Annotated in this window: 12 protein-coding genes and 1 pseudogene; all 13 read right to left on the minus strand. The window is 53.8% G+C overall.

Annotated features, from left to right (window positions below):
• Positions 1-45: 45 nt before the first annotated feature.
• Positions 46-1086: a polysaccharide deacetylase family protein gene (locus QJ48_RS20700; protein WP_054975404.1), complete on the minus strand. Its 1041-nt coding sequence runs from the start codon at positions 1084-1086 to the stop codon at positions 46-48.
• Between the two features lie 170 nt (positions 1087-1256).
• Positions 1257-3359, minus strand: a complete 2103-nt coding sequence (pnp, locus tag QJ48_RS20705) for a polyribonucleotide nucleotidyltransferase (protein WP_082420606.1) — start codon at positions 3357-3359, stop codon at positions 1257-1259.
• Positions 3360-3741: 382 nt separating this feature from the next.
• On the minus strand, positions 3742-4011 hold the full coding sequence (gene rpsO / locus QJ48_RS20710; protein ID WP_010491237.1) for a 30S ribosomal protein S15: 270 nt from the start codon (positions 4009-4011) through the stop codon (positions 3742-3744).
• A gap of 173 nt (positions 4012-4184) precedes the next feature.
• Positions 4185-5144, minus strand: a complete 960-nt coding sequence (locus tag QJ48_RS20715; protein ID WP_054975406.1) for a bifunctional riboflavin kinase/FAD synthetase — start codon at positions 5142-5144, stop codon at positions 4185-4187.
• Between the two features lie 47 nt (positions 5145-5191).
• Positions 5192-6133 carry a tRNA pseudouridine(55) synthase TruB gene (truB, locus tag QJ48_RS20720; RefSeq protein ID WP_054975407.1) on the minus strand — a complete coding sequence of 314 codons (942 nt, stop codon included), beginning with the start codon at positions 6131-6133 and terminating at the stop codon, positions 5192-5194.
• Entirely contained in the window at positions 6130-7116 is a 987-nt protein-coding gene (locus tag QJ48_RS20725) for a bifunctional oligoribonuclease/PAP phosphatase NrnA (protein WP_054975408.1), read from the minus strand. Before QJ48_RS20725 ends, truB begins: the two co-directional genes overlap by 4 nt.
• Positions 7113-7469: a 30S ribosome-binding factor RbfA gene (gene rbfA / locus QJ48_RS20730; RefSeq protein ID WP_036676353.1), complete on the minus strand. Its 357-nt coding sequence runs from the start codon at positions 7467-7469 to the stop codon at positions 7113-7115. The genes QJ48_RS20725 and rbfA overlap by 4 nt, the downstream gene beginning before the upstream one ends.
• 6 nt (positions 7470-7475) lie before the next feature.
• Positions 7476-10118 carry a translation initiation factor IF-2 gene (gene infB / locus QJ48_RS20735; protein ID WP_054975409.1) on the minus strand — a complete coding sequence of 881 codons (2643 nt, stop codon included), beginning with the start codon at positions 10116-10118 and terminating at the stop codon, positions 7476-7478.
• Entirely contained in the window at positions 10096-10443 is a 348-nt protein-coding gene (locus QJ48_RS20740; RefSeq protein WP_054975418.1) for a YlxQ family RNA-binding protein, read from the minus strand. The genes infB and QJ48_RS20740 overlap by 23 nt, the downstream gene beginning before the upstream one ends.
• Positions 10430-10744, minus strand: coding sequence for an RNase P modulator RnpM (gene rnpM, locus QJ48_RS20745; protein WP_010491249.1), 315 nt, complete (start codon positions 10742-10744; stop codon positions 10430-10432). The genes QJ48_RS20740 and rnpM overlap by 14 nt, the downstream gene beginning before the upstream one ends.
• A gap of 45 nt (positions 10745-10789) precedes the next feature.
• Positions 10790-11887 (minus strand): transcription termination factor NusA, encoded by a 1098-nt coding sequence (gene nusA, locus QJ48_RS20750; protein ID WP_054975410.1) that lies wholly within the window; start codon positions 11885-11887, stop codon positions 10790-10792.
• 59 nt (positions 11888-11946) lie between these two features.
• Positions 11947-12405, minus strand: coding sequence for a ribosome maturation factor RimP (gene rimP, locus QJ48_RS20755; protein ID WP_054975411.1), 459 nt, complete (start codon positions 12403-12405; stop codon positions 11947-11949).
• Between the two features lie 534 nt (positions 12406-12939).
• Positions 12940-14339: pseudogene (gene polC, locus QJ48_RS20760) on the minus strand (PolC-type DNA polymerase III); the annotation flags it as partial.

The following is a 14339-nucleotide window of genomic DNA, read 5'->3' on the forward strand; positions in this document are numbered from 1 at the left end:
GAAGTCTTGATTCCCCTGTATAGGTATAACATTCTGATATTACCATTATTGTCCGACGGACTCAACCTTCGGAACCCGCTCGGGCGAGATTACCTCGCTAACGGTACCCAAAGACAGCCCTTTGGCGCGGATTGTGCGGATCATCCCCTGCAGCGCGGCGCTGCTCGAAGACGTAGGATGCATCAGGATCAACGAGCCGGGCTCGATCCGTGTAGCTACTTTATGCACGATAGAGGACGGCTCCGGCTTTCTCCAATCTACCGTATCGATCGTCCACAAAATGGTGCGCAGGTTCATCTCATGCGCGACGTTGACGGTCATTTGATTATAATCGCCCGAGGGCGGGGCAAACAAACGGTTCTGTGCGCCTAATTCCTGCTTCAGCATCGTCTCCGTCTTGCTGATTTCGGCAGCGGCTTGCGTTCGGCTGAGCTTGCTCATGTCCCGGTGAGAGTAGGCATGATTGGATACTTCGTGTCCTTCTTCCATAATTTTGCGGGCGGTCGGAATATTCTTTTTCAGCCACATCCCGTCGAAAAAAAAGGTCGCATGCACCTGCTCCTTACGGAGAACGTCCAGCATCCGCGGCAAATACTCGTCGCCCCACGCCACGTTGATCATGAGCGCTGCCATCGGCTTCGCCGGGTTGCCCTTGTAGATCGGATTCGGTCCGAGCTGATCCAGATCGACTTGAGGCGGCACTTCGCGGAACACGAGCTGAGGCGTTTCCGGAAACGACTGCCGCTCCGCCAGCTCCAGCGACTTCTCGACATCGACCTCCAGCCCGTTGTATCCCGGTATCGCTTTCCAGACGCGGTCGATCTTGGCGTTCACCGGCGGGATATTGCGCTTCGCCGCCTCGGCCTTGATTCTCTCAAGCGCGCTGGCACGCCGCTTTCCCCCTTCGTCACTCCATGCCCTAAGCGACAGCAGAGAAGACAGCGTCCGTGCATCGTCTGCAGCACGTTCATGACCGTTCTTCTCTCTGGCATGCTGTACGAATCGGTCGACCGCCGGAGAGAACTGCAAGCCGAGGAGCAGCGCTCCAAAGCATAATGACGCAGCTAACCATCGTTTGCGTTTCATGCCCATTCTCCTGTCCACACCTGTTTGTCCCCATCTTATGCCCGGCAGGACAGGTTTAGACCAGCATATAGAGAGTGTCGCGGCTGAAATCCGGATTTTCGGGCAAACAAAAAAGAGACAGACTGCTCTGGCTCTTTCTGCATGCTCGCTTGAAAAATTCAAGCGTTAAATTAGGTTTGGGCTGGAACTTGTGCCGTCAATACCGCTTTACGCGACAAATTGACGCGGCCTTGGTTGTCGATCTCCGTTACTTTCACGGTAATCGTATCGCCGATCTTGACAACATCTTCCACCTTGCCCACCCGCTCGGTCGACAGCTGGGAAATGTGCACCAAGCCTTCTTTGCCCGGTAAAATTTCGACGAAGGCTCCGAACTTTTCGATCCGCTTCACGGTACCGAGATACGTTTCCCCAACGATGACTTCGCGGACGATGCCTTCGATGATTTGACGCGCTTTTTCGTTCATCTCGCTGTTGGACGAAGCGATGAAGACGCGGCCATCCTGCTCGATGTCGATTTTTACGCCGGTTTCTTCGATGATCTTGTTGATGATTTTGCCGCCTGCTCCGATGACATCGCGGATTTTGTCCGGGTTGATCTGCATCGTGACGATTTTCGGCGCATAAGGCGACAGGTCCGATTTCGGCTGCGAAATGCGATCCAGCATTTTGTTCAAGATGTGCATGCGGCCTTTTTTCGCCTGCTCCAACGCATCGGTCAAAATGGCCCGGTCGATGCCGTCGATTTTGATATCCATCTGCAGCGCGGTAACCCCTTTGGCGGTACCTGCCACTTTAAAGTCCATATCGCCAAGGTGGTCTTCCATCCCCTGGATGTCCGTCAAGATCGAATAATGCTCCCCGTCTTTGATCAGACCCATAGCTACGCCCGCTACCGGAGCTTTGATCGGAACGCCTGCATCCATCATTGCCAGCGTGCTCGCGCAAATGCTCGCCTGCGAAGTCGAGCCGTTCGATTCCAGCACCTCGGAAACCAAGCGGATCGTATATGGGAAATCGGTTTCGGAAGGAATAACCGGCTCCAGCGCACGTTCGCCGAGCGCCCCGTGTCCGATTTCGCGCCGTCCCGGCGCACGCAGCGGACGGGCTTCGCCTACGCTGAACGGCGGGAAATTGTAATGGTGCATAAACCGCTTCGATTCTTCCAGGTCGAGACCATCGAGAATTTGCACGTCGCCAAGCGCTCCGAGCGTACATACGCTGAGTGCCTGCGTTTGGCCGCGGGTAAACAAACCGGAACCGTGCGTACGCGGCAGCAGGTTGATGTCGCATTCGATCGGTCTGATTTCATCAAGCCCGCGTCCGTCCGGACGAACTTTATCGTGCGTAATCAAGCGGCGCACTTCTTCTTTGACGATATCGTACAGCGTTTCTTTGACGTCGGCCATTTTCTCCGGTGATTCAGCGTAGACCGCTGCAAAATGCTCCTTCGCTTCGTTGTTAATCGCGTCGATCGCATCTTGTCTAGCATGCTTCTCCGGAATTTTGACCGCTTCTACCAAACGGGCTTGTGCGAATTCGCGAACCGCTTGATTCACTTCGCTGTCCACACTGTGAAGCTTGACTTCCATTTTCGGCTTGCCGACTTCCTGCACGAATTGTTCCTGAATGGCCACGATTTTGCGGATTTCGTCATGACCGAACATGATCGCTTCCAGCATCACTTCCTCCGGCACTTCTTCCGCACCGGCCTCGACCATCATGATAGCATCCTTCGTGCCTGCCACGACAAGGTGGATATCGCTTTTTTCCGACTGCTCGAGGGTCGGGTTAATGACGAACTGCCCGTCCACCCGTCCAACAATGACTCCGCCAACCGGACCGTTAAACGGCACGTCGGAAATGCTGAGCGCTGCGGAGGTTCCGATCATGGCCGCAATTTCCGGCGCGCATTCCTGATCCACACTCATGACGATCGCAACGATCTGCACGTCATTTCGGAAGCCTTCCGGAAACAACGGACGAATCGGACGGTCCGTCAACCGGCTGGACAAAATCGCTTTTTCGCTGGGACGTCCTTCCCTTTTAATAAAGCCTCCGGGGATTTTACCGACCGAATAAAGACGTTCCTCGTAGTTCACGGTTAGAGGGAAAAAATCCAAATCTTTCGGCTCGGCGGAAGCCGTTACCGTACAAAGCACGACGGTTTCGCCGTAGCGCGCAACGACAGCGCCGTTCGCCTGCTTCGCCAGACGTCCGGTTTCCAGAATCAACGGACGTCCGCCGAGATCCATCTGCACTTGTTTCTCCATATTCAACCTCCTCAATTTTCGTTCAAAGCTTTTGAAATTTCATACCCGGAATACGTTATGTAGGATTATTCGACTGAACCGGGTCCCCGCACTACCGCCATTGCTTGGCGACCAATCGGGCAGTCTTGCCGCCGGATCGCCAAAACGCCGGTCTTCCTTAACCATTCTGCATATTAGTCAGTATTTCCTGCTTTTTATGAAAATAGTAACTTAAAAGTGCAGCTTGTGGATGACCGGCAACGACAGTTCTTTCCGAACACATTGCCGAGCTAAGGGCTATCCCGATATTTTAAAAAAGCAACCCCGCAGCCCGTGCATCCGTACGCCAGGCGTTCCGGCGTGCACAAAGGACAAACGTGGTTGCTTTAGTTGTAAGGCTGAATTAACGGCGCAGACCGAGTTTTTCGATCAAAGCGCTATAACGTTTGACGTCTTTGTTTTTCAAGTACGTCAGAAGCTTACGGCGTTGGCCGACCATTTTGAGCAGACCGCGACGAGAATGATGATCTTTCTTGTGGGTCTTCAAGTGGCTAGTCAGGTTTACAATGTTTTCCGTAAGAATTGCAACTTGCACTTCTGGAGATCCAGTGTCGCTTTCATGCGTTTTGTGCGTTTGGATCAGTTCCTGTTTGCGTTCTTGAGTCAATGCCATGATTGAGTCACCTCCGAAAATAATAAGTATATCCCCTGTGGCCCAGAGACCGATGGAGTACTCGATTCTCCATGCCAAGGTTCATGCGATGTCCTGAATCCCTCATGCGATAGCATGTTGAATCGACAACGTTTCATAGTATACCATAGTTTGTTTATAAAAGTAAAATAAAATTACGAGTTTTGTATCGTTTTCCGAGCCGCAAGAATCGAACGCGCTTGATCCGCATCTTGACCAATCTGGGAAATCAGCTCTTGAACGGAAGCGAATCTCCGTTCTTCGCGAATAAACGCGAGCAGTTCCACCTGTACGTTCTCTCCGTAGATCGTTTCGTGAAAATCGAACAAATGCGCCTCCAGCGCAGGCTGCGTCAGGCCAGTGACGAAGGTGGGCTTCACCCCGACATTCATGACACCGCCTACTTTGCGGCCCCCGACAGTAACTTGTACGGCATAGACGCCATTGGCCGGAATAACATAAGGCTGGCTCACCTCAAGATTCGCGGTCGGGAAACCGATGGTACGGCCCCGCCCGTCTCCGTGTACGACCGTCCCTTCCAGCCGGTAAGGCCGGGCAAGCAGCGCATTCGCTTCGGTGATATCGCCGCGCAGCAAGCATTCGCGAATCAACGTGCTGCTGACTTTCTCTCCGTTCCTGTGAAACGGACGAACCACCTCGACCGCAAACCTCCCCTTGGCCAAATCGCACAGCGTATCCGGCGTCCCTGCGCCCTTATAGCCGAAGGTGAAGTCAAATCCGACGAAAACCGTACTGACCTTCATCGGCACAAGCATGTGCTCGACAAACTGTTCGGGCGTGACGCGCATAAACGATTCGCTGAAATCCACGACATAGGTCGCATCGACCTGAAGCTGCCGCAGCAATTCCTGCTTGGCCGCGAGCGGCGTAAGCAGCTTGGTGTATTTGTCCATCCCGAGCACTTGTCTGGGATGCGGATGAAACGTCATGATGGCAGCCGGCAGTTGAAGCTCGGCCCCGCGCTCGACCGCCCTCCGAATCACTTCCCGGTGACCGAGGTGAACGCCGTCGAAATCTCCGATCGCCAGCACCTTGGCGGAGTCGTCCGGACGGCCGTCCTGCGGCAGCGGATACGATAGCTGTACCGTTTCCATGATGTGTCCTTCACCTACATTTCTTTGGTGCGTTTGACCGCTCAAGCTCAAGAAAATATTTTAACCGGCAGCAGCAATCCCAGCTCCGAATCCCATTCTAAAAGCCCGACTAACGCGCCCGTTTCTTCCGTGAAGCAGGCGACCACCCGCTCGCCGTTGGACGAAAAGGCGTTTAATGCAGCCTTCTGCCCCTCACTGACGCGAATCTTCTGACCTTGCAGCGCCTTCTGTGCTTGAACGGAAGAAAGATGGGCGGACGGCAAATGGGTAACCGCCTGCTCCATCGGAATCAATCGCCCGGCAAGCTCTCCATTTTTGTGGAGAGTTTCGATCTGTTCAAGCGTCAGGCATCGTTCAGGCCCGATATGTCCGGTCGAGGTTCGCACCAGCTCCGCCATAACGGCTGGAACGCCGAGAGCTTGTCCGATATCCGCACAAAGTGTGCGAATATACGTTCCCTTGGAGCAATTGACGCGAAACTTGACTTGCGGATAATCTCCCGACCAGTCCGTCTCCAGCACATCGATGCCGTAAATGGTAACCGTCCGGGACTTCCGCTCCACTTGAACGCCCTGCCGAGCCAGCTCATACAATCGTTTGCCGTCCACCTTGACGGCAGAATACATCGGCGGGACCTGTTCGATATCGCCGATAAAGCGTAAGACCGCCGCAGTCACTTGCTCCGGCGTCAACCGTTCTCCAAGGCGCTCCACCCGCTCCAGCACTTCCCCCGACAAGTCCTCCGTATCGGTAGCAAGCCCCAAAAGCAGAGTCGCTTCATACGCTTTCGGCAGCTCTTGGATGTACTCGACAAGCCGGGTCGCCCTGCCGATGCAAAGCGGCAGGACGCCTGTCACTTGGGGATCGAGCGTTCCCGTATGGCCGATCCGCTTGATTCTAACGATGCGGCGCACTTTAGCCACCACATCGTGGGAGGTAAAGCCTTTCGGCTTCCATACGGGCAAAATGCCTTCCAATTCCGTTGTCATGCGAGCGCCATCCCTACTTCCCGAACGACTCGCTCAACCGCTTCGGACATCGAACTGCGAATCGTACAACCGGCCGCTTTGACATGCCCGCCGCCGCCGAATTTTTTGGCAAGTGCCGCGACATCAGCCAAGCCTCCGGAACGGAAGCTGACTTTAACGATTCCGGGCTCTTTTTCCTTAAACAGCATGCCGACTTCAACCCCTTCGACATTGCGGGCATAGTTGACGAGTCCGTCCATATCTTCGCTGGATGCATCGGTAGCCGACAAATCGTCCAAAGAGACAGATAGCCAGGCAACCTTGTTGTCATGGGCAAAGGACAACGTATTGAGGCTTCGCTTCAGCAAGGATACCTGACCGAGCGTCATCGTTTCGAGCAGCCTTTCGGCAAGCTCATGCCCTTTCACACCACGCGCCAGCATATCTGCCGCAATCTGCATCACTTTGGGCGTCGTATTGGAATAACGGAAGCCTCCCGTATCGGTCAGCAAACCGGTGTAAATACAATCGTTCAGCTCCGGCGTGAACTCCAGATTCAGCTCCAGCGCCAGATCGTACAGCACTTCCACGGTAGCCGCGGCATCGGAACGCACGAGATTAACGGTTCCGAAACCGTCATTGGTGGCATGATGATCGATGTTCAGCAGCTTCCGCTCCGTCTCGAAGCATTCGCTTACCGAGCCGATGCGTCCGAAATCCGCGCAATCGACCGAGATCACCGCCGCGAACTTGCGTTCGGGCGGAGCTTTCTCATATTCGATGACCGAATGAGGCCCGGCCATGTACATGAACTTCTCCGGGATCCGGCCTTCGTTGATCAGTGTGAACCGTTTGTTTAACGACTGCAGCATCCAAGCGACCGCAAACGTGGACCCGGCGGCGTCACCATCGGGTTGCACGTGAGATACGACCAGAAAATCATCCTGCTCGCGGATAAACCCGGCCGCCGTTTGAAGCTGAACGGCATATTCCGCTGCGGTCATGCTTCCGCATTCCCGTCGTTAATTTGGTGAATGAGCGTTTCGATTTTGCTGCCGTAATCGATCGAGGCATCGAATTTAAACAGCAATTCCGGAATTTTGCGCATCCGAATTCGTTTGCCGAGCTCGGAACGGATAAAGCCGGTGCCGCGGGCGAGTGCCTTCAGCGTTTCTTCCTTCTGTTCGTCGCTGCCAAGCACGCTCAAGTATACTTTGGCCTGGGAAAAATCATTCGTCACATCGACGCCGGTCACGGTAATGAAACCGATGCGCGGGTCTTTCAGTTCGGATTGAATGATCTGGCTTAATTCCTTCTTGATTTGTTCCCCGACTCTGCCCACGCGAATTTTTGCCATAGCGGATCACCTCTCTACAGTTTCCATAACGAAGGCTTCAATCGTGTCTCCCTCTTTAAGATCATTAAAACGCTCCAAAGATATACCGCATTCGTAGCCTTGGGCCACTTCTTTCGCATCATCCTTGAATCGTTTCAGCGAGTCGATCTTGCCTTCGAATACGACGATTCCGCTGCGGACAATCCGTACTTCGGCGGAGCGGACGATTTTGCCGTCCGTCACCATGCAGCCAGCAATCGTGCCGACCTTGGATACTTTGAAGATGTTGCGGACTTCGGCATGCCCGATAACGACTTCTTTATATTCCGGATCGAGAAGCCCCTTCATCGCTTGCTCGATTTCTTCCATAACTTTGTAAATGATGCTGTGCAGGCGAATATCGACTTTTTCCTGCTCCGCGGTATTTTTCGCTTGCGGTTCCGGACGGACGTTAAAGCCGATGACGATCGCATTGGAGGCCGATGCCAGAATAACGTCGGACTCGGTGATAGCCCCTACGCCGCTATGCAAAATTTTAACGCGCGCGCCTTCGACGTCGATTTTTTCCAAGGAGCCTTTGAGCGCCTCCGCAGAACCTTGAACGTCCGCTTTAATGATGACGTTAAGATCCTTAACTTCGCCTTCTTTAATCTGTTTGTACAGATCATCCAGCGTAACGCGGGCGTTTGCTCCCATTTCGGATTGACGCAGCGTGATGGCACGCTTCTCGGCGATATCTCTCGCTTTGCGCTCGTCCTCGAAGACCAGGAACGGATCGCCGGCCTGAGGCACTTCGGTCAAACCGGTAATTTCCACCGGCGTCGAAGGCCCGGCTTCTTTTAGCTTACGTCCTTTGTCGTTCATCATGGCCCGCACACGTCCGAAGCAGACGCCTGCGACGAAGCTGTCGCCCACTTTAAGCGTACCGTGTTGGATCAAGACGCGCGCCACCGGCCCTTTGCCTTTGTCCAGCTCGGCTTCGATGACCGTACCTCTGGCACGCTTGTTCGGATTGGCTTTAAGCTCCTGAACTTCGGAGACAAGCAATATCATATCGAGCAGATTTTCCAGCCCGATCCCTTGCTTCGCGGAAATGTTGCAGAAAATCGTATCGCCGCCCCACTCTTCAGGAACAAGCTCGTATTCGGTCAATTCTTGCTTGACCCGGTCCGGGTTCGCATCCGGCTTATCGATTTTGTTCACCGCAACGATAATCGGCACTTTTGCCGCTTTGGCGTGACTGATCGCCTCGACCGTTTGCGGCATGACGCCGTCATCGGCAGCAACCACGATAATGGTGATATCCGTCACCTGTGCGCCGCGGGCACGCATGGACGTAAACGCTTCGTGACCCGGCGTATCGAGGAACGTAATCTTTTTGTTGTGAGTTTCTACTTGATAAGCGCCGATATGCTGCGTGATACCGCCCGCTTCGCCTTCGGTTACGCTTGTCTTGCGGATCGCATCGAGCAGCGTCGTTTTACCGTGGTCGACGTGGCCCATGATGGTCACTACAGGAGGACGCTCCATCAGATCCGCTTCGTCGTCCTGCTCTTCGAATTGTTCGAATTTATCTTCCTCGACCGGAATTTTCAACTCAACTTCCACGCCGTATTCCGACGCAAGAAGTTGGATCGCATCCAGATCAAGCTCCTGATTGATGGTTGCCATGACGCCGAGGAACAGAAGCTTCTTAATCACTTCGGAAGCGTCCTTATGCAGCGCTTTGGCCGTCTCGCCTACGGTCATCGTTCCGCGCACGATAATTTTCTTCGGCGTATTGTCGATCTTCGGTTTCGGCGGCTCCTGATGTCTGCCGCCCCGGCCTTGAGCTTTACCGCGGTTTTGTTGGCCTCTTCCGCCGCCCCGGTTATCTTCAAAGCGTTTATTATTATTCGGTTTCGATTTCTTCGCGCCTCTGTTGGCATCGTCTATATCCATACCGATAGTAGCTGCCGTCGGCTTCGGAGGAATGGACGCCTGGCGGTTGCCGCCCCGATCGCGATCGTTATTGCGCTGCTCGAAGCCGCCGCCTCTGCGTTGATCCGGGCGCTGGCCCTGTTGACCTCCGCCTTGACCTCCACGATTGCCGCCGCCCTGGCCTCCTTGGCCCTGGCCTTGACCGCCGCGATAGCCGCCGCCTTGGCCTCCTTGACCTTGGCCTTGACCGCCGCGATAACCGCCGCCTTGACCACCACGATTGCCGCCACCTTGGCCTCCTTGGCCGCCGCGATTGCGATCTTGTCCTTGGCGATCCCCTTGGCGGGACTGGCCTTGGCCTTGACGGCCTTCGCCGCCTTGACCTTGCGGTCTGTTTTGTCCCTGACCGTTGTTTTGCTTAGGTGTAGCCGATTGTACTTGCGCCGTTTGCGGGCGCTGTTCCGGTTTCGGCTGCGACGCTACGGTTTGTTGTTTGGATTCCGGATGATTGGACGGCTTATCCCCTGTTTTGGCTCCGCCCTCGCTCCGTTTTGCTGCTGCATTGGCTTTTACGTCTCTGAAAAATTTCTCTACACTCGACACCGCATCATTCTCCATTACGCTCATATGATTGTTGACCGGAATATCCAGTCTTTTTAAAATTGTGATGATCTCTTTACTGCTCATATTTAAAGATTTGGCATATTCGTACACTCTGAGTTTGTCTTTATTGTTGTCTTGTTTGGTCAATACCGTCCACCTCCGTACGATCTAACTGCTTCAACAACATCCGCGCAAATCCCGCATCGTTTACCCCAATGACGACTCGCGCTTCTTTACCGATACTGGCTCCAAGCTGATCCCGACGGCCGTACTGATGGATAGGAACTTGATAATAAATGCACTTATCGTTCACTTTCTTGAAGGTGCCTGCGGAAGCGTCCTCGGCCACGATCACAAGCTTCGTTTCGCCGTTTCGGACCGATTCGATCACCATGTCTTCACCGGTAACCAGCTTTCCCGCCCGCATGGCAAGCCCCAGATTCGAGAAAAATTTGTCGCTATTCTTGTTCATCATCCACCGCGTCTTTTCCGGCAATAAATTCGTCTTCCACTTTAATAAAATCCTGCTCGAGAGCGTCGTAAATATCCGGACTGACCGACGATTTCAGTGCGCGATCCAGCGCACGCGATTTCTTGGCCAGCTTGAAGCAGGATAGTTTACCGCACAAATAGGCGCCGCGTCCGGCTTTTTTTCCCGTCAAATCGATGAGCAATTCATCATTCGGCGTTTTCACCACGCGGATTAGTTCTTTCTTAGGCATCATCTGCTGGCAGGCTACGCATTTACGCAGAGGTATTTTTCTTTGTTTCATCGGATCATCCCCCTCCCGCATGGCCGTCAGACCGATGTCTGCGAATTAATCGATACTGACGGAATCCTGGTGCATTTCTTCAGCATATGTCTTCGGTCGGCCGTACTCCTGCTCAGCTTGTGTCTCGCTCTTAATGTCGATTTTCCAGCCGGTCAGTTTGGCGGCCAACCGCGCATTCTGCCCTTTAATGCCGATGGCAAGCGACAGCTGATAGTCCGGCACGATGACCCGGGCCATTTTCTCGGCTTCGAACACTTGCACCTCCAGCACCTTGGACGGGCTGAGCGCATTGGCAACATACTCCTCAACACTTTCCATCCAACGGACGATGTCGATTTTCTCGCCCTTCAGCTCGCCGACGATCGTTTGCACACGCATGCCCTTCGGCCCGACGCAAGAACCGACCGGATCAACTTCCGGATTGCGGGAGTATACGGCGATCTTGGAACGGAAGCCGGCTTCGCGGGCGACGGAACGAATTTCGACGACCCCTTGGAAAATTTCCGGAACTTCCAGCTCGAACAACCGTTTCAGCAGCCCCGGGTGCGTACGGGACAAAATGATCTGCGGCCCCTTGGTCGTATTTTCGACCTTGGTGATATACGCTTTAATGCGGTCTCCGTGCTTGAATTTGTCGGTGGGCATCAGTTCGTTCAACGGCATGACCGCTTCGATTTTGCCCAAATCGATATACAGGTTGCGCGTGTCTTGACGCTGCACGATGCCGTTGACGATGTCTTCTTCTTTATCGACATAGGCGTTGTAGATCAGCCCGCGCTCCGCTTCGCGGATCCGCTGCGTAACGACCTGCTTCGCCGTCTGAGCCGCAATCCGGCCGAAATCGCGAGGAGTAACTTCAATCTCGACGATGTCGTTCAGCTGATAGTTTTGGTTCATTTCTCTTGCAGCGAAGAGCGAAATTTCCATCCGCGGATCCAGCACGTCGTCGACAACCGTTTTGCGGGCGTATACTTTGATGAGTCCCGTATGGCGGTTGATGTCCACGCGCACGTTTTGCGCGGTATTAAAATTGCGCTTATAGCTCGAAATCAGCGCTGCTTCAATCGCGTCGATCAGCACGTCTTTGGCGATGCCTTTCTCCTTTTCGATTTCGTTTAGCGCTTCGATAAAATCCATGTTCATTTGAATGGAGTTCCCCCTCTCATAAAATACGGGCCGCCCGACGCATTGGCAGATCGAGCCTAGAATTTGATGGCGAGCCTGGCGCCGGCCACTTTGTCACACGGGATTTCGTGCTTTTTCTTGCCGACCTCGACGACAACCGTTTGTTCGTCGTACGACACGAGCGTGCCTTCGAATTCCTTCAAACCGTTTACCGGCTCGTACGTCGTTACGAAGACATGCTCGCCAATCGCTTTACGATAGTCCTGAGGCTTCTTGAGCGGACGCTCCGCCCCGGGCGAAGACACTTCCAGGAAGTAAGCCGATTCGATAGGGTCCTTCTCGTCCAGCTTGGCGCTAAGGTATTCGCTGATGCGGCCGCAGTCATCGATATCGATGCCGCCTTCTTTATCCACATATACCCGCAAAAACCAGTTGCCACCTTCTTTTACATATTCGATGTCGACCAGCTCAAATCCGTTTTCGTCCAAAAAGGGGCGAACCAGCTCTTCCACAGTGGATTTGATGTTTGTGCTCAAACGTGCGTTCCTCCTTAGTAGGGTGAGAAAGCGAGCGATAGTTAGAGTATGGAAGCTTTGGCGGTTGAGAACGAAGGCTCGTTGGAGTTCATTTGGTGCGCGCTGCCGGGAAATCGCGATTGGCTAATGCTCAGACACGTTTTGCCCCGATCCTTCGATTTTGCCTGGTAGAGGAAAGGATCGGGGCAAAAAACTCGCCGCCAATCGCGATTTCCCTCTCGCCTGCTCATCTACGAGCACTCCCCGACTTCAAACAAGGACAAAAAACTCACAATCCTATACCTCTAAAATCCAAAGACCGTTCAATCCAACGTCCGTGCCAGCTTAACCCGCTGACCGCTTAGCGCACAGTTGCGCCGAACCAACGCTTCACTCGCTTCGGGGCCTTATACAAAATGTAAAGAGTGGGTTTCCCCACTCTTTGGTCACGAGATATTACATTGCTACCGAAGAAGATTATACCATAAGTGCAGAGATCATGCAATAAGGCGCAAAAAGGCGCTTGAGGAAGCAAGGAAGACTTCTCCGGGAGTTCTAAAACAGCGAAAGCTGGTTCGTCTCCGGAAGGCCGCGGAAACAGCCCATGCCGTTAAGAATTTCGACGATTGTCTTCGACGCCTTGCTTCGGGTCTGAAAGTCCTCAATCGATAAGAACGGTCCGTCGTTTTTGGCGGCCGCGATGTTCTTCGCCGCGTTCTCCCCAATCCCCGCAATAGCGGAAAACGGCGGAATAAGCGAGTCGTCTTCGATAAGAAACTTGGTCGCGTCCGACTTGTACAAATCGATCGGCTTAAACGAAAAGCCGCGGGCCGTCATCTCCAGCGCCATTTCGAGAATGGAGATCATACTCTTCTCTTTCGGCGTCGCCTGGAACCCTTTTTCCTCAATTTCGATTAGCTTGCGCAAAATCGCGTCATAGCCTTGGCACAGCAGCTCGATCTCGAAATCCTGCGCACGGACGGAAAAATAGGTCGCATAGTAAGCAATAGGGTAATAAAGCTTAAAGTAAGCGGTGCGCACCGCGGAAATAACGTATGCGGAAGCATGCGCCTTCGGGAACATGTACTCGATCTTTTCGCACGAATCGATGTACCACAGGGGAACGTTATGCTTCTTCATATCTTCTTTCCACTCGTCGGTGAGCCCTTTCCCTTTCCGCACGCTCTCGGTGATTTTAAACGCCAGCCCCGCGTCCATACCCGCTTTATAGATCAAATACAGCATGATATCGTCGCGGCACCCGATCACCGTCTTAATCGTGCAGATGCCTTTCCGGATCAGCTCCTGCGCATTGCCGAGCCACACGCCGGTTCCGTGGGAGAGACCCGAAATTTGCAGCAAGTCCGCAAAGCTGGACGGCTTGGCTTCCTCCAGCATCTGGCGCACGAACTTCGTCCCCATCTCCGGCACCCCGTAGGTCGCCACCGGCGTCCGGATTTGTTCCGGCGTCACGCCGAGCGCGTCCACAGAGTTGAACATGCTCATGACTTTCGGATCGTTCATCGGAATGGTCGTCGGATCGACGCCTGTCAAATCCTGCAGCATCCGCATCATGGTCGGATCATCGTGTCCCAGAATATCGAGCTTCAGCAGGTTGGCGTCGAAGGCGTGATAATCGAAATGCGTCGTTTTCCACTCGGCGCTTGTATCATCTGCCGGATATTGCACCGGAGTGATATCGTCGACGTCGATGTAATCCGGTACGACTACGATTCCGCCGGGATGCTGGCCGGTGCTTCGTTTTACGCCCGTGCAGCCGGACGCCAGCCGGTTCAACTCCGCGCCGCGCCACTTTTTGCCATGCTCTTCTTCATATTTCTTTACAAAACCGAATGCCGTTTTTTCTGCAACCGTACCGATTGTACCCGCCCGGAACACGCTTTTTTCGCCAAATAGCACTTTGGTATAGTTGTGCGCGTGCGGCTGGTATTCGC

Source organism: Paenibacillus sp. A3, from assembly GCF_001399685.1.
Lineage (GTDB): Bacteria > Bacillota > Bacilli > Paenibacillales > NBRC-103111 > Paenibacillus_G.